Annotated in this window: 12 protein-coding genes; 7 read left to right on the top strand and 5 right to left on the bottom strand. The window is 50.3% G+C overall.

Features of this window, described 5'->3' with window-relative positions; genetic code table 11:
• Window positions 1–18 precede the first annotated feature (18 nt).
• The 5 genes from ACLHR0_RS11785 to ACLHR0_RS11805 all read left to right on the top strand — a co-directional run bounded on the left by ACLHR0_RS11785 (window position 19) and on the right by ACLHR0_RS11805 (window position 6,695).
• Window positions 19–1,905 (top strand): RagB/SusD family nutrient uptake outer membrane protein, encoded by a 1,887-nt coding sequence (locus tag ACLHR0_RS11785; protein WP_436486754.1) that lies wholly within the window; start codon window positions 19–21, stop codon window positions 1,903–1,905.
• Window positions 1,906–1,931: 26 nt separating this feature from the next.
• Window positions 1,932–3,092, top strand: coding sequence for a DUF5000 domain-containing lipoprotein (locus ACLHR0_RS11790; protein ID WP_436486756.1), 1,161 nt, complete (start codon window positions 1,932–1,934; stop codon window positions 3,090–3,092).
• 25 nt (window positions 3,093–3,117) lie between these two features.
• Complete coding sequence (locus ACLHR0_RS11795; protein WP_436486758.1) at window positions 3,118–4,311, top strand: DUF4998 domain-containing protein; 1,194 nt, start codon at window positions 3,118–3,120, stop codon at window positions 4,309–4,311.
• A gap of 10 nt (window positions 4,312–4,321) precedes the next feature.
• Complete coding sequence (locus tag ACLHR0_RS11800) at window positions 4,322–5,671, top strand: alpha-L-fucosidase (protein ID WP_436486760.1); 1,350 nt, start codon at window positions 4,322–4,324, stop codon at window positions 5,669–5,671.
• A gap of 319 nt (window positions 5,672–5,990) precedes the next feature.
• Complete coding sequence (locus ACLHR0_RS11805; RefSeq protein WP_436486761.1) at window positions 5,991–6,695, top strand: 3-keto-disaccharide hydrolase; 705 nt, start codon at window positions 5,991–5,993, stop codon at window positions 6,693–6,695.
• Window positions 6,696–6,721: 26 nt separating this feature from the next.
• Here the strand turns inward: ACLHR0_RS11805 and ACLHR0_RS11810 are convergent, their stop codons facing one another.
• From ACLHR0_RS11810 to ACLHR0_RS11830, 5 genes are all read right to left on the bottom strand, one after another.
• Window positions 6,722–7,744 carry an MlaD family protein gene (locus tag ACLHR0_RS11810; protein WP_429048644.1) on the bottom strand — a complete coding sequence of 341 codons (1,023 nt, stop codon included), beginning with the start codon at window positions 7,742–7,744 and terminating at the stop codon, window positions 6,722–6,724.
• Between the two features lie 3 nt (window positions 7,745–7,747).
• Entirely contained in the window at window positions 7,748–8,521 is a 774-nt protein-coding gene (locus tag ACLHR0_RS11815) for an ABC transporter ATP-binding protein (protein ID WP_429048646.1), read from the bottom strand.
• 2 nt (window positions 8,522–8,523) lie between these two features.
• On the bottom strand, window positions 8,524–9,318 hold the full coding sequence (locus tag ACLHR0_RS11820; RefSeq protein WP_429048647.1) for an MlaE family ABC transporter permease: 795 nt from the start codon (window positions 9,316–9,318) through the stop codon (window positions 8,524–8,526).
• A 243-nt stretch (window positions 9,319–9,561) separates the two neighbouring features.
• Entirely contained in the window at window positions 9,562–11,622 is a 2,061-nt protein-coding gene (locus ACLHR0_RS11825) for a TonB-dependent receptor (RefSeq protein WP_436486763.1), read from the bottom strand.
• A gap of 93 nt (window positions 11,623–11,715) precedes the next feature.
• On the bottom strand, window positions 11,716–12,531 hold the full coding sequence (locus ACLHR0_RS11830) for a serine O-acetyltransferase (protein WP_436486765.1): 816 nt from the start codon (window positions 12,529–12,531) through the stop codon (window positions 11,716–11,718).
• 123 nt (window positions 12,532–12,654) lie between these two features.
• Here ACLHR0_RS11830 and bla point away from each other — a divergent pair, with 123 nt between their 5' ends.
• Entirely contained in the window at window positions 12,655–13,380 is a 726-nt protein-coding gene (bla, locus tag ACLHR0_RS11835; protein ID WP_436486767.1) for a BlaB/IND/MUS family subclass B1 metallo-beta-lactamase, read from the top strand.
• 93 nt (window positions 13,381–13,473) lie between these two features.
• The gene (locus tag ACLHR0_RS11840; RefSeq protein WP_436486769.1) at window positions 13,474–15,948 is read left to right on the top strand and encodes a YfhO family protein; all 2,475 of its coding nucleotides are present in this window, start codon (window positions 13,474–13,476) and stop codon (window positions 15,946–15,948) included.
• The last annotated feature ends 118 nt before the right edge of the window (window positions 15,949–16,066 follow it).

A 16,066-nucleotide genomic window follows, 5' to 3' on the forward strand; every position in this document is an offset into this window, starting at 1 on the left:
CCGCTTAACTGTGCAAATATGAAACATACCAATACGCTCAATATACGCCGGTACCTGCAATGGTGCGGATTATGCATACTCCTTTTCTCTGCCGCTTCCTGTAAAAAATTCCTCGATGTAGTACCCGATAACGTGGCTACTATCGACAACGCTTTTACCATGCGCGCAGAAGCAGAAAAATACCTCTTTACCTGTTACTCCTATCTTCCCAACAGTGCGGACCTCTCCACGAATCCTGCCCTCGTGGCCGGCGACGAATTCTGGATGGTACGCCCATACAGCACCAGCGAAACACCCTGGCAGGTGGCACAGGGCTTCCAGAGCGCCAACAACGTGTATATGTCCACCTGGGGATGGTATTACAAGGCGCTGCGCGACTGTAACATCTTCCTGGAAAATATCCATAAAGTGGTAGACATGCGCCAGAGTGAAGTAGACCGCTGGAGTGCAGAAGTGATGTTCCTCAAAGCATATTACCACTGGCTGCTGGTCCGCCAATATGGCCCCGTTCCCGTGATCCGGTACAACCTGCCCATTTCCAGCACCGCTGAAGAAACTAAAGTGCCACGCGAACACGTGGACACCGTATTCAACTACATCTCGCACCTGCTGGACACCGCCGCAGCCGGGTTGCCGGAAATCATCGCCGACAGGTCTACAGAACTGGGACGCATCACCAAACCGATTGCACTCGCCATCAAAGCACGCATATTGGTGACCGCTGCCAGTCCCCTGTACAACGGCAACATCGATTACACCGCTTTCAAAAATTCCGACGGTGCGCCGCTGTTCAATACCGCCTTCGATGCCAACAAATGGAAAGTGGCCGCCGATGCTTGTAAAGCAGCCATCGACGTATGCGAACGCACCAGCATGCTGCTCTATACCTTCAGCGAGCTGGGGGTAACGTTGTCGGATACACTCACCCGGCAAATGTCTATCCGCAACAGCACCTGCGAACAATGGAACCCGGAAATCATCTGGGCCAATCCCAGTGTAAGCACCTATGAAATACAACGGCAGGCTATGCCCCGCCTTGATCCTGCCCGCATAGGCAATGAATCGGTACTCGGCAGCCTGGCGCCCACCATGAAAATAGCAGAGCAATTTTATACCGACAAAGGCGTGCCCATGAACGAAGATAAAACCTTCGACTATGCCGGTCGCCTGAAACTCAGAACAGCCGTAAAAGCAGAAGGAGAACTCATACAGGAAGGATATACCACCGCGGCCATGCACTTCAACCGCGAGCCGCGCTTCTACGCAGATCTCGCATTCGACGGAGCCATATGGATGATGCAAAAGAAAATGTTCCATATAGAATCCAAAGCAGGTCAATGGCAAACACGGAAAAATATTTACGATAATAACACTACCGGCTACTTCGCCAAAAAACTGGTGAACTGGAAAAATGAAATCCTCGAAGGACAGGGCCTCTTTGTAGAAACCCACCCCTGGCCGGAAATGCGACTCGCCGACCTGTACCTGCTGTACGCAGAAGCACTGAATGAAGCAGAAGGCCCGCAACCCGCAGCTTTTACCTACATCGATAAAGTACGGGCCCGCGCAGGATTACCAGGCGTACAAGCCGCATGGACGGCCTACTCCAGGCAACCCGGAAAATACCAGACCAAGGAAGGCTTCCGCCAGATCGTGCAGCAGGAAAGACTAATAGAACTCGCCATGGAAGGCGCCCGCTTCTGGGACCTCCGCCGCTGGAAAAAAAGTATGGAAGAACTGAACAAACCGGTTACCGGCTGGGACGTAGACCAGTCAGATCCCGTGTTCTACTACCGCGTAAGAACCCTGTACCGGCAAACATTCCAGACCCGCAATTACCTGTGGCCGCTGGAAAACTGGGACCTGCTCAACAATCCAAAACTGGTGCAGGGCTTTGGATGGTAATCTTTCATTTACTAAAAACGCACAACATGAACATCAATAAATATATCCTGCCGCTTGCCTGCTTACTGCTGGCAGCCGCCTGCAAAAAAGAAACACATGAGCCGGTAAATACCTCCGGTGAAAAACCTGGCGTCATTACAAATCTCAGCGTTACCAATATGCCAGGCGCCGCAAAAATTACCTACAGCCTGCCCGACAACAAGGATATCCTGTATGTAAAGGCCCTGTATGATATCAGGCCGGGAGAGAAACGCGAAATAAGATCATCTTACTATAATAACTTCCTAGTGGTAGATGGCTTTGGCGACTCCGCCAGCCACGAAATAGCCCTGTACGTGGTAAGCCGTAATGAAACCGCCTCGGATGCAGTAAAGACAACCATCAAGCCGTTGTCGCCGCCCATGCTGATTGTACGCAAATCACTGGAGATAAAAGCAGACTTCGGCGGTATCAACATCAGCTTTAAAAATGATACCAAAGCAGATATCGCCATCGTTGCACTCACCACCGATTCCCTGGGCGCATTCAGCTCTTCGGATGTTCATTACACCAAACTGGAAGGTGGTAACTATTCCATCAGGGGCTTCGCAGCAGAAAAGAGAAAGTTTGGATTTTTTGTGAGAGACCGATGGGGCAACCAATCGGATACCCTTATGCAGGAATTGACGCCCATCTTTGAAAAACTATTGGATAAAGCAAATTTCAGGGAAGTGAAATTACCGGGAGATGTGGACTACGGCTGGGGCCTGCCTATCTCCAACCTATGGAACGGAACATTATGGCACTCGGCAGATAAACTCGACGGCATGCCCATGTCTATCACGTTCGATCTCGGCGTAACGGCGCAACTGAGTCGTATCACCCTGTGGCAACGCCCTAATGAATGGATTTACCTGCAGAACAATGTCCGCAAGTTTGAAATATGGGGCTCCACCAATCCCGCCTCCGATGGCAGCTGGGACAGCTGGACCCGCCTCGTGGAACATACTGTAATCAAGCCTTCCGGCTTGCCCGTAGGACAAAAAACACAGGACGACATAGACGCCAGCATCGCCGGCGAACAAATGACCGTACCCCTGGATGCACCACGCGTAAGGTATATCCGCGTGAAAATACTCCGTACCTGGACCGACGGCGGATACGCCGCCAACATCCAGGAAATGAAGTTCTGGGGTAACGACAAATGATGATCATCTACCTAAAACAAAATTTATGCGCATCCTTCATTCTATCATATTATATAGTGTACTGCTGACAGCCATCAGCGCCTGCACCAAACAAAGCGACTATAAAAAATACCTGGGCAACGGTGAAATCCTTTACACCGGTAAAGCAGATTCCTTGCTGGTACATTCAGGCCGCAACCGCGTACAGCTGTCGTGGCTCCTGATCTCCGATCCAAAGATCAGCCGCGCAAAAATCTACTGGAACAACCACAAAGACTCCGCTATGCTCGATATTAAACGCACCAGCGGCGTAGACACCATCCGCTACGTTATCAATAATCTCGAGGAACGGGCCTATACGTTTGAAGTGTATAACTTCGACCGGGACGGCAACACCTCCGTAAGATCAGAAGCCACCGGTTTTGTATATGGTAGTTTTTATGAAGATGCCCTGCTGACCAGAGCCTTCAGCAACGCGGAAATGAAAGACGGCAACGCGGAAATAAGCTGGGCCAACATCGACACCACCGGCGGTATCATCGGTATGCAACTGCAATACACCACCGCCGACAATGTAGCACATGACACCGTTATTGCCGCAGAAGCGGAAGGCCAGGTAACCGTTCTTAACAACTATCTTTCCATGAGCACCTTCCGTTACCGTACCTTGTACATGCCGGATAAGCTTTCGGTAGATACCTTTCACACCCCTTATGAAACAAAAGGCGTAAAAGAGAATATCACAGCAACGTATATACGTAACCCGGGCAACCCTTTCGTACTGGACGATACTAAACCGTTTAGCGGCCGCTTCGGACAGGTGAAAGACTGGCAATACAACGCGGAAGCATCCAGGAACGGTACCTATGATAATATCGACGGCACCGGCAGGCTCACCATGTGGATCTGGGGCAACGGCCCTATCACCAACGGCAAAATTTACCAGACCATTACCCTGCCGGCAGGTGAATACCGCTTCGAAGCAGCCGTCTCCAATATAGATAACACCCTGGAAAACACCTGGCTGTTAGTAGCCCAAGGCAACGTCTTACCGGATGTAGACCAGGTAAATACGGCGTTGGGCGCAGCAAGGATTGTAGACAACAACAACAAATACGCCTCTGTTGCCTTCACGCTAACAGCCACCACCACCGTCACCTTAGGATTCACCGGCACCTTTTCCAATCCCGCGGAACAAACCATCCGGATAAGCAACGTATTACTGATCAGAGATAAATAGCAATTGCATCATGAACAAACAACTTAGGAAATTAGGGATCATCCTGCTGTTATGCAGCCCGCTCATCACCCTGCAGGCGCAGGAGAAAAAATGGATCGGACATGAAACACCCGCCGAAAAAGAAAAACGCATGGCCTGGTGGACACACGATCGCTTCGGTATGTTCATCCACTGGGGACTGTACGCCATGCCCGCCCGGCACGAATGGGTGAAACATAACGAAAGACTTACCAACGAACAATACCAGAATTATTTCGACTTATTTAACCCCAACCAGTTTGATCCGAAATCCTGGGCAAAGCAGGCAAAGGCCGCGGGCATGAAGTACGCCGTACTCACCACCAAACACCATGAAGGCTTTTGTCTGTTTGACTCCAGGTACACCGATTATAAAGCCACCAATACCAAAGCCCACCGCGACCTGGTACGGGAATTTGTAAATGCCTTCCGCGCAGAAGGCATCAAAGTAGGGTTCTATTACTCGCTGATCGACTGGCACCATCCCGATTTCACCATCGATGGCGTACATCCGCAACGGGTGGATAACGGCGCCGACAGCACCTACGCACGCCTCAACAAAGGCAAAGACATGAACAAATACCGCCAGTATCTCCGCAACCAGATCACGGAGCTGCTTACCCAATACGGTAAAGTGGATATCCTCTGGCTCGACTTCTCCTATCCCGGCAAAAACGGCAAAGGCAAAGACGACTGGGACGCGGTAAACCTCCTGAAAATGATCCGCAAACTGCAACCCGGCATCATCGTAGACAACCGCCTCAACCTCGAGGAATATGAAGATGGCGCCGACTTCCTCACCCCCGAACAGGTAAAGGTGGAAGAACTGGCACAATACCGCGGCAAAACATGGGAAACCTGTCAAACCTTCTCCGGCTCATGGGGCTATTACCGCGATGAAAACTCCTGGAAAAGCACCCACCAGCTGCTGGAACTTCTCATCGGCTCCGTAAGCAAAGGTGGTAACCTCATCCTCAACGTAGGGCCCACCGCCCGCGGCCTGTTCGACTACCGCGCACAAAGCGCCCTCGGCAACATCGGCGACTGGGTGAAAGGCAACAGCGAATCCATCTACGGCTGCACCTACGCACCGGAGACTTTCGAAACGCCCAAAAACACCATGCTCACCTACAATCCCACCACCAAAAGATTGTACGTACACCTGCTGGAATACAATAACCGCCTCCAGCTACCACAATACAAAGGCAAAATTAAATATGCCCAGCTGCTGCACGACAACTCAGAAGTAAAATTCACCACTGATGGCAACAACGTCACACTGACCCTGCCGGACAAACAACCCAACGTGGAAATCCCCGTGGTCGAGTTGGTTCTTAATTAGCAGGGTGCAGCGAAGGTTGTCTTACTCAGGATTACGCTGATTTTATTGATTTAGGGGATTTGAACACTTTGGATTTTAAAAGATTTGGGGAGATAAAAGCGGAGATGCGGATTTTGTCTTTCCCGCTGATTACGCTGATTATACTGATTTTTAGATTTTGTTTTTTTGATTTAAAATGATTGGGGAGATATAAGCGAAAATATCCGCTTATATCTCCCCAAATCTGTTAAAATCCAAAGTGATCAAATCAGCGTAATCAGTGAAATAAGTTTAATCCTGAGTAAGACAACCTTCGCTTGGAATTTATTATATTTAGTTCATGAAGAAGTATATTTTCCCTGTTCTCACGACCGCTGCATTGCTGGCTGGCATGGCTAACGCGAATGCACAAACGCGCAGCCTCTTTAACTTTAAGGATCTCAGTGGGTGGCATATTGATGTTCCTGCCATGGATAAAGATCCGAACGTGAAAAGCCCGTTCATTGTAAGGGACGGCGTTTTCGTAAGCCTGGCTAACCCACAGGGGCACATTATTACCGATGCCAGTTACGAAAATTTCCGGCTGGAGGTGCAATACCGCTTCCCGGCTAAACCAGGCAACTGCGGTGTACTGGTGTTCGCTTCTACGCCACGGGTATTATATGATATGTTCCCGAAGTCCATCGAAGTACAATTGCAAAACCAGGATGCCGGTGACTTCTGGTGTATAGGTGAAGATATCACCGTACCGGATATGGAAAAACGCAGGGGACCGAAAAGCGAATGGGGAGCTGTAGATGGTAAAAAGCGCCGCATCATCAACCTCACCGATGGCTCCGAAAAACCATTGAAGGAATGGAACACGATGATTGTGGAATGCGTAGGCAACGCCATTAAAGTATGGGTAAACGGCGACCTGGTGAACTATGGCACCAATGCTACTGCCAGCAAAGGACAAATTGCCCTGCAGGCGGAAGGTTCTGAAGTGGAGTTCCGGAAAGTGGATCTCACGCCTATTACTGCCTTCTCCCAAAAAGGACATTGATATGAAATCAGTGGAAGTGGGCGTAGTTATTTCTGCGCCTGGCGCTCCGCCTTTTCTTTTTCTTTCTGTGCTTTTCTTTCCCGCTTTGCCTGTTTCCGGAAATAACCGCGGAACAGGAAGTTGTTCCGTAAGGCCAGCATATTGGTATCCAGTTTCTGGGTACTGCTTTCGAGGTTATAGATCGTTTCTTTAAAGGCGTCCGCCAGCAGGGTGTCCTTTAAAAGCATGCCCACCGGCGCTTCCGGATCATCCAGGTTGGCCCGCACTCCTGCACTGGCCTGCCGTAGCTCCTGCACGGTTTGATTGGCGTTGAGCGCTGCGCTGTTCATTTCGGTAACGGCTGCACGAAGTTGCGCAAATACCACCGTATCCGTTACCAGGTCGTTGGACAATACGCCCTTGGTTTGCAGCTTGGCCGCATATAAAGATAAAGCCCCGGTGAGCCGGCGGGTATTTACCACCGCGGCATTCAAGCCGGCCATGGTGGCATTCAGATCTTTGTAAACAGTATCGTCGGTAATCAATTTCCCTAAAGTGCCTTTCCCGTCTACAATGCCTTTGGTGATCACTTTCAGGTTGTCGGTGATTTCCACCAGGCTTTTATTGTTTACCTGCAGGGTACTCATAATTTCTTCGGTGCTTAAACCGCTGACCACATGCAGCTGATCGCCGTTTTCTATTACCGGCATGTTGGGCGTACCGCCAGTCAGCATCACGATCTTATTACCCATCAGGCCCTCAGAGCTGATACGGGCCTCTACATCTTTATGGATAAACTCCTGCGAGCTTTCATCGATATTCATCAACACCAGGATCTGGTTGGTTCTCACAAAACTGATCTTTTTCACCGTACCGATCTTTACACCGGAGTACAGGATATTGCGGCCTACGGACAACCCGTTCACATCTTTAAAATAAGCCTTCACCTGGATGGACTTGCTGAATAGTTTCTGTTGCTTGCCCAGCATCATCACGGCGGTTACAAAAATGGCCAGCCCCACAAATACAAAGATGCCTACAATGACAGCGCGTTTTTTTCCTGCTTCCATAACTTACTGTATAAAATTATAGTCGTAAAAACTTTTAATAAGTCCGTCCTTCTCGTTAAATACTTCTTCAAAACTTCCCTGCCGTATAAATTTCCCTTCATCCATCACTGCTACCCGGTCGCCCACTTCCTTGGCACAGGTAAGATCGTGGGTAATAATAATAGAACTGGTATTGAATCTTTCCTGTACAGCGATGATCAGTTTATTCAGCTCCATGCTGGTAATAGGGTCCAAACCAGCAGTGGGTTCATCATACAGCATAATTTCCGGCCGCAGGATGAGGGTACGGCCAATGCCTATTCTTTTCTTCTGGCCACCCGACAGCTCCGACGGCATCTGGTTAATGGTTTCCGGTAGCCCGATGGCTTCCAGTACAATGTCGATCGTTTTCCGGATCTGCTCTTTGGTCATATCGCGCTGATTACGTTTCAGCGGAAAGGCCAGGTTTTCCCCTACCGTCATGCTATCATACAGGGCGCTGCTCTGAAAAGAGAACCCCACCTTCAGCCGCAATGCACGCAGCTCGGCTTCTTTCAGCTGATCCACCTCTTCCCCCAATACATTCACAGTACCTGCGTCTGGTCGCAGCAGCCCTATGATAATTTTTATCAGCACCGATTTACCGGTACCGGAACGACCCAGCACCACCACATTTTCGCCTTTATGAAGATCCAGGTCGATTCCCTGTAGTACATGCTTCTCTCCAAAAGACTTATAAAGGTTCCGGATACTGATCACGGTTTCATTCATATCTATCTGGTGACCATTTGTTTTCATGACTAGCGGATGGTATTAAACACGTGAACAATAATTACTTCCTCTATAAATATCAGGAACATGGATACAATAACGGATACATTCGCTGCCTTACCCACGCCCGTGGTGCCCTGGCTTGCATTAAAACCCTGGTAACAACTCACAATGCCAATGGTAAACCCGTACAGGATAGCTTTGGTAAGTGCGGTGGTATAATCCAGGAAAGTGATCTGCGCAAAGGCATTATCAAAAAACGATACCAGGCTGGTTTGTTCGTGCGCATGTACATCAAAGTAAGAACCCAAACAACCTATGAGGGCGTTATAAAACATGAGCAGAGGCAAACAAACCGTCATGGCAATGACGCGGGTAACCACCAGGTAACGGAAAGGGTTAATGGCAGATACCTCCATCGCATCAATCTGTTCTGTTACCTTCATCGATCCCAGCTCTGCGCCGATGCTCGAGCCCACCTTACCTGCGCAGATCAGGGCCGCGATCAGCGGCGCCAGCGCTCTCACCACCGCAATAGCCACCAGCGACGGCAACCACGCAGTAACCCCGAACTCCGATAAAGTAGGACGGGACTGCTCCGTAAACACCACGCCGGTGATAAACCCCGTTACCGTAACAAGGGCCAGCGACTTATACCCCACCTGGTAACATTGCCGCACAAACTCGCCCCACTCAATAGGAGGCCGGAATGCCTCCCTGAAAAAGCGACCTATAAAGGCGGCGATATGATAAAACTGGAGAAAAAAGCCATCAATTTTTGCGGTTATGACCGGCTTATCCGATTTTCCGTTGGTAGAATTCATCTTCTTGTTAATGCTTACTCACTTATTACAATTCTATGCCGCTTTTGTTAAATACACAGATGTTAACGTCAGGCCCCGCTGTGATAGGATTTTTTGACGCCACGGCGCGGAAGCTGCTGCACAGGAGTAATCTCCCGTGAGGATGTCCCTTCACACTACGGTCATTATCTTCCCCAACCGGACAAAAAAAATGCAGCGGAATGTTGTTCCGCTGCATTATCTGTGGTTGTAGACATATCATTACTATAACTGCATACTGATGCCGCCGAAATAATTCCTGCCCGGCGCAGGATTGTAATAACGGCCGCCAAAGGCGTTAAGATCGTTGCCCAGGCTGTAGTTTACGTTCAGCAGGTTATCGGCGCCTGCACGCAAGCGGATGCTGCAACGCGAACGCAGCGGCAGTTTCCAGCTCACATTGGCCTGCAGCAAATGATAACCGCCGGCATACACGCTGTTGGCGTCGTTTAGCGGTATGCTGCTGGTAAAAGTATGCTGCGCATATAACGACACTGCCGCAGGGAACTGCCACAACAAACTGCTCACCAGCACATGCTGCGGCACACCGGTGAGTGCATTCCCCGAATAGTCTTTCCCATCAGCACTTACATAGTGGTTAAACCGGAAGTCACTCAGCGTATACCCTTCCTGCCACCGGATGCCGCGTAACACACCGCCGTTACGTGGCTTCATCAGCCACCACATGCCCTGTACCTCTATCCCTTTCTGCTGAACGCCGCCGGCATTGGTGAAAAACTCCTCGCCATTGTCGTGCTGCCGGAGCACAATGGCATTTTGCATTTTGTAATAAAAGAAGGCCGCATCGATTGTTGCCGTGTGGTTACGGGAAGCCGCGCGTACACCGGCTTCATAGTTCCAGCCGGTTTCCGGTTGCAGCGCCGTGTTGATCACGTTGTCGGATGCACGAACTTCTGCCGTAGCCGGTGGGGAATAGCCCCTGCTAACCGTAATACGGCCCGTTACCTGTGGCGTAAACAGGTACGACAGCGAGAAGCGCGGCATCAGCTGCGGCGTGAAGTTGATTTTCGTGTGCCCGTTGCTGTTGTAGCGGTAACCATAATAATTTAAACTGGCCGCTGCCTCAAAGGTAAATGCGCTCACATTGGCCTGGAAGCGGGTAAAGAAAAAGTACTGATCCGCTTTTAGCTTATCGGCAGCCATCACCGTATCGCGCTTACCTTGCTTGTTACCGTAATTGATCACGTCGGTGGTGGTTTGCTGCCACTCGGCGCCGTTCAGCCATTTCCATTGGAACGGCGAGCTGCGCTGCGGATCGTTGGTCCATTGCAGGTAGGTGCGGAAGCCGGCGGTATTTTCATCCCGCGCTTCATAGTTGGTGATAAAAGGATTTTCAAAATGAGTATTGGCCCCAAACACCGAGAGCAGGTGCTGTAGCCGTGGGGTGAACTGCGCTTCGTGGACCAGTCCGCCCTGGAAAGTACGGTTATAGATGCCTGCCTTTTGCGCTACCGCGCCTGGTGTAGCGGGCGTGCCGGGCCTGGCGGCACGGGGATTGGCTTCACTCTGCGCCAGGGTTAATCCTCCCGGCGTGAGGTACGACAGATCCGAGTAAAACGCCAGCAGCTTCAGTGCGTAGCCCGGTTTGTATTCCCAGCGTTGAGCCGTTTGGGTATAAGAGCGTTTCATGGCGGTATTTTCCCGGTAGCCATCTGCCCGCTGGTATCCCTGGAATACCTGTACCTGGTAATTTTTCCATTGCTGCTGCCAGGCCGCACTGCCGTGAAACAGGCCATAGCTGCCGCCTTGCAGGTTCACCTGCAGGTGGTGCGTGTCGGCCGGCGGGGGGAAAAGGTCCAGTCGCACCACCCCTCCTGAGTTGGCGCCAAACAAGCTGCCGTCCGGTCCTTTCAGTATTTCCGCCCGGCTTATCGCATCAGCGTCTATAAGATTGAGATAGGTATTGCCCCCGGCATCCGTCAGCGGGATATCATCTGCATAAATTTTAATATTCCGGATACCAAAGGGAGAACGGAGCAAACTACCCCTGATGGATAAACGATAACTGCCCGGCGACCGCTCCTCCATTCGTATACCCGGCACCGTATTTATGGCGGGCAACAGGGAAGTGCCCTGCTGAAGCTGCATGTCGGCGGGCGACAGGATACTCACGGCGGTGGGTACACGCTGCAGCGAGGCTTTTGAATAATAGGATTGCACCACCACCTCCGGCAACTGCTGCAGGGTGTCCTGCTGGGCCTTTAGCCCCGGCGAAAAGGATAGCATGGTTAATAAAATGCCTGCCGGCAAAACGCTCATTCGCATGTCAGTAATTCTTTATCCGCCGCGGAAGACGGTCATCTTTCGGCTTAAGATATAAATATTTCTGCGAATGCAACCGCTATTTGTGTGGAACTGTTATACGCCTGTTTTGGTGGTAATCCGCACCTGGTGTGTATTGAACACCTGCGAATATGGCGGAACACTTTTCGTGATAAAAACGCTGCCGCCAATAATACTGCCCTGCCCGATCACGGTATTACCGCCCAGGATGGTACTGCGCGCATAAATGATCACGTTGTCCTCTACCGTAGGATGCCTTTTTACATCCGACAACTCCTTTGTTACATGCAATGCACCCAGCGTTACGCCCTGGTATATCACTACGTTGGAGCCGATGATACTGGTGGCCCCAATCACGATGCCCGTACCGTGATCTATAATGAAGGGCACACTGATGGTGGCGTTAGGATGAATATCGATCCCCGTTTTGCCATGTGCAAACTCACTGATGATCCGCGGCAATACCGGTATATCCAGTTGCGTTAGCCGGTTGGCAATGCGATATACTGTGATGGCATAAAATCCTGGGTACGATACAATTACCTCGTTCACACTGGTGGCGGCGGGGTCGTATTCGTGTATTTTAGCAGCATCCTGGCGAAGGTGCTGATAAATGGTTCCCAATGAGTTATAAAAGGCGTTTACAATTTCTTCTATAGGTACCTCGCGGGGGTCCAGGTAACTGAGCAGGATATTCTCCAGGTCTATCTGGTTCTTTTTTAAGATGCCCTCATAGGAGGTTTGTTTAGGGAGATGATTTCCCGGGAATAAAAAACCAACCAGGTCGTTCAGCCAGGTAATGGCATCCTGGGCAGACGGCGTAGCTTCCCACTCCGCATGATGCGTTTTCCTGAGTAAACTGATTAACGTTTGGGTATGCTTGTTATCCATACGGGTGTGGGATTTACCGGTAAGATATGAATAATCTACTAAATTAGTAGGGTAATGTTTTAAAAGAAGAAAATAAGCAACAGGCCGGGATAATATGTAATTTTGCGGCTCATCCTGTTTTTTATGAGACGAGTTTTTGCTTTTATCTGCGCCCTGCTGACGGCAGGCGCCACATCTGCCCAGGACAGCAGCAGGTTCCGGATTAACATCGCCCATCTCACCGGTAACCTGTACGTATATACGTCTTATGGAGAATTCAAGAATGTGGTCTACCCTACCAATGGCGTGTATGCGGTAACAAAAAAGGGCGTGGTAGTAATGGACACGCCCTGGAGCGTAGATCAAACCCGGCAGCTGGCAGACAGCATCCTGAAAAAGCACCACCGCAAAATTACTTACTGCATCGTTACGCATTTTCATGAAGACAGAACCGCCGGTCTCGACCTCTTCAAAAAACTGGGTGTAAAAACCTACAGCAGTACCGCCACACTGGAATTGTGCATGGCCAAAGGAGAAAAACAGGCGCAGTATGTATTTACCAAAGACACCACTTTTAATATAGGCGGTGTGAAAATACAAACTTACTATCCCGGTGAAGGACATACGAAAGATAATATCGTTGCCTGGTTCCCTGCCACAAAAGTATTGTACGGCGGCTGCTTTATAAAAAGCAGCAAAGCAAAAGATATTGGTTATACCGGCGATGGCAACGTAAAAGCATGGCCTGCCAGCGTAGCAAGAGTGAAACAACAATTTCCCAACCCGGCTTATGTTATTCCCGGTCATGATGCGTGGCGCGACAGCCCAGCCGCCATGTTCTCCCGCACATTAGAACTGCTTTCTTTGTAAACGCACACTTAAAGTAAAACTTTAAGCAGAGATGAAAATTGATTAAAATTCTCATTAATCATCCTTTCTAAAACATATGAAAACCAACACAATATGAAATACATGTGGTTCAAAGCTTTAACGCCTCACCTGGGCGCATTGATCCTTTTTGTGACCCTGGCGTTTGTGTTTTGCAGCCCTGTATTGGATGGCAAACAACTATTGCAATCGGACATGATGCATTACAAAGGCATGCAAAAAGAAGCGGCTGATTACTATGAAGCTACCGGCGATATTCCTCTTTGGACCAACAGCATGTTTGGTGGTATGCCCACCTATGTCATCTACACCGGGCCCTCCACCAACAAAGTAGGAATACTGAACCGCGCGTTTGCCTTATACCTTCCCAACCCGGTAGATATGTTTTTTGTGCTGATGATGGGCATGTATGTGCTGCTGTGTGTACTGGGATTTAAATACTGGATACGGATAACCGGGGCCATCGCCTATGGCTTTGCCACCTTCACCATTACCAGCATCGACGCGGGGCATATCACCAAGGTAATGAGCATGGCCTACATGGCGCCGGTGCTGGGCGGCATTATCCTGGCCTACCGCAAACAATACCTCGCCGGCGGAAGCCTTACTGCCCTGGCGGCAGCGGTGATGATCTACAACAACCACCCGCAAATCACTTATTACACCGGCATCATCGCCTTATGCGCAGCTGTAGCCGCCGGCATACATGCCTTCCGCGAAAAGCAGCTGCCCGCGTTTTTCAAAGCTTCCCTGGTATTACTGGCAGCGGGTATCATGGCAATCCTGCCCTCCATGGATAACCTGCTTATCATGAAAGAGTATACGAATTATACTATCCGGGGCAGCCAGTCGGAGTTAACACAACCGGATAAAGCCGCCAAAAAATCCGGCGGTCTCGATATCGCCTATGCATTTCAATGGAGCTACGGCAAAGGAGAAACCTTTACCATGCTGTTGCCTCACCTGGTAGGCGGATCTACTTCGGAGAAATTGTCGACCAGCTCCCACGTTTACCAAACCCTCACCGATATCGGCGTACCGCCGGCGAAAGCAGCGGAAGCCGTGGAACGCCCGTCGTGGCAGCTATACTGGGGCGGCCAGCCCTTCACCGGTGGCCCCGTTTACATCGGCGTAGTCATCTGCTTCCTGTTTGTGCTTGGCCTGTTCATCGTTCACAGCTGGCATAAATGGTGGCTGATAGCCGCCACCGTTATCGGCATACTCCTCAGTTGGGGCGCCAACTTCCCGGAACTGAACAACTTCCTCTTTTATCATCTTCCGTTATACAGCAAGTTCCGCGCACCTACAATGGCGCTGGTGATCCCGCAGGTAACCATGGTGATCCTCGCATGCTGGGCTTTGCAGGAGTTATTATATGGTAAGCAGACAAAAGCCTGGCTGGAACAACACCTCAAAATGACGCTGTATGTAACCGGCGGCCTGGTATTACTGCTGGCCATTGGCGGCAGTGTGGTATATGCCTTCAATGGCCCTAACGACAGTAACATCCTTGCGCGGTATACACAAATGCTGGGAGGCGAAATTCCCGCCGCCAGGTTATTGAATGCCCTCAAACAGGACCGCAGCAGCATCCTGCGGGCCGATGGCATCCGCGCACTGGTGTTTATGCTGATCGCCTTTGCCGCCCTCTGGTTCTCCCTGAAAGAAAAATTAAAACCAGTATACGCAACAGGCATCATCGCCTTTGCAGTACTCTTCGATCTCTTCCAGGTGGATAAAAGTTATCTTAATGAAGACAGCTTCATGGAAGTATCCCGCCTGGAAAACTATATTGCCCCTTCCCCGGCAGATGAAATGATCCTGCGCGACAAAGATCCGTATTACCGCGTGCTCAACGCTACCACTAATCCTTTCCTCGATGCCAACACCAGCTACTTTCATAAATCCATCGGCGGCCAGAGTCCGGCGAAGCTCTGGATCTATGAAGACCTGATCCAACATCAGCTCACCAAAAACAATATGGCCGTGTTCAATATGCTGAACACCCGCTACTTTATTGTGCCCGATCAGCGGAGCGGTCAGCCAGTAGCCCAACGCAACCCCGGCGCCCTGGGCAACGCCTGGTTTGTAAAAGCCATCCAGTGGGTGCCCAACGCCAACGCAGAAATGAAAGCACTCGATCATTTTAACCCGGCAGATACCGTGATCATTGACCAGCGCTTTCAGCAAATCACCGGCGCCTTCACACCCGTGGCCGACAGTAATGCGCGCATCGTACTGGATAAGTATAGCCTCAACGAACTGAAATATACTGCTGTGAATACCAGGGCGGGCCTCGGCGTGTTCTCCGATATTTATTACCCTGCCGGTTGGAAAGCTTTTATCGATGGTAAGGAAACACCTATCCTCCGTGTAAACTATGCCCTGCGCGGCCTGGTAGTACCGGCGGGAAAACATGAAATTGTATTCCGGTTTGAGCCGGCCACCTTCTTCCTCGGAAGAAAGATCTCCACGATATCTTCTATCCTGTTACTGGTGGCGGTAGCAGCAGGGTTTATCCTGGCATGGAGGAAGCAGGGCACCACATAACGCAACACCATTTTCATCACAGCAAACAAGACTTCTGTCACATTGTAAATTAAGGATCCGTGCGGGCAGTTATTTTTAGGGAACAAAGGAGAACCCTGTTCTCCACCCAAAACTATCC

This window comes from Chitinophaga sp. ARDCPP14 (genome assembly GCF_051362515.1).
GTDB lineage: Bacteria > Bacteroidota > Bacteroidia > Chitinophagales > Chitinophagaceae > Chitinophaga.

Coding starts and splice junctions, on each gene's coding strand:
- bla (WP_436486767.1), top strand. CDS start 12,655: ATGAGACGAGTTTTTGCTTTTATCTGCGCCCTGCTGACGGCAGGCGCC.
- ACLHR0_RS11795 (WP_436486758.1), top strand. CDS start 3,118: ATGCGCATCCTTCATTCTATCATATTATATAGTGTACTGCTGACAGCC.
- ACLHR0_RS11810 (WP_429048644.1), bottom strand. CDS start 7,744: ATGGAAGCAGGAAAAAAACGCGCTGTCATTGTAGGCATCTTTGTATTT.
- ACLHR0_RS11830 (WP_436486765.1), bottom strand. CDS start 12,531: ATGGATAACAAGCATACCCAAACGTTAATCAGTTTACTCAGGAAAACG.
- ACLHR0_RS11825 (WP_436486763.1), bottom strand. CDS start 11,622: ATGCGAATGAGCGTTTTGCCGGCAGGCATTTTATTAACCATGCTATCC.
- ACLHR0_RS11815 (WP_429048646.1), bottom strand. CDS start 8,521: ATGAAAACAAATGGTCACCAGATAGATATGAATGAAACCGTGATCAGT.
- ACLHR0_RS11820 (WP_429048647.1), bottom strand. CDS start 9,318: ATGAATTCTACCAACGGAAAATCGGATAAGCCGGTCATAACCGCAAAA.
- ACLHR0_RS11790 (WP_436486756.1), top strand. CDS start 1,932: ATGAACATCAATAAATATATCCTGCCGCTTGCCTGCTTACTGCTGGCA.
- ACLHR0_RS11805 (WP_436486761.1), top strand. CDS start 5,991: ATGAAGAAGTATATTTTCCCTGTTCTCACGACCGCTGCATTGCTGGCT.
- ACLHR0_RS11785 (WP_436486754.1), top strand. CDS start 19: ATGAAACATACCAATACGCTCAATATACGCCGGTACCTGCAATGGTGC.
- ACLHR0_RS11840 (WP_436486769.1), top strand. CDS start 13,474: ATGAAATACATGTGGTTCAAAGCTTTAACGCCTCACCTGGGCGCATTG.
- ACLHR0_RS11800 (WP_436486760.1), top strand. CDS start 4,322: ATGAACAAACAACTTAGGAAATTAGGGATCATCCTGCTGTTATGCAGC.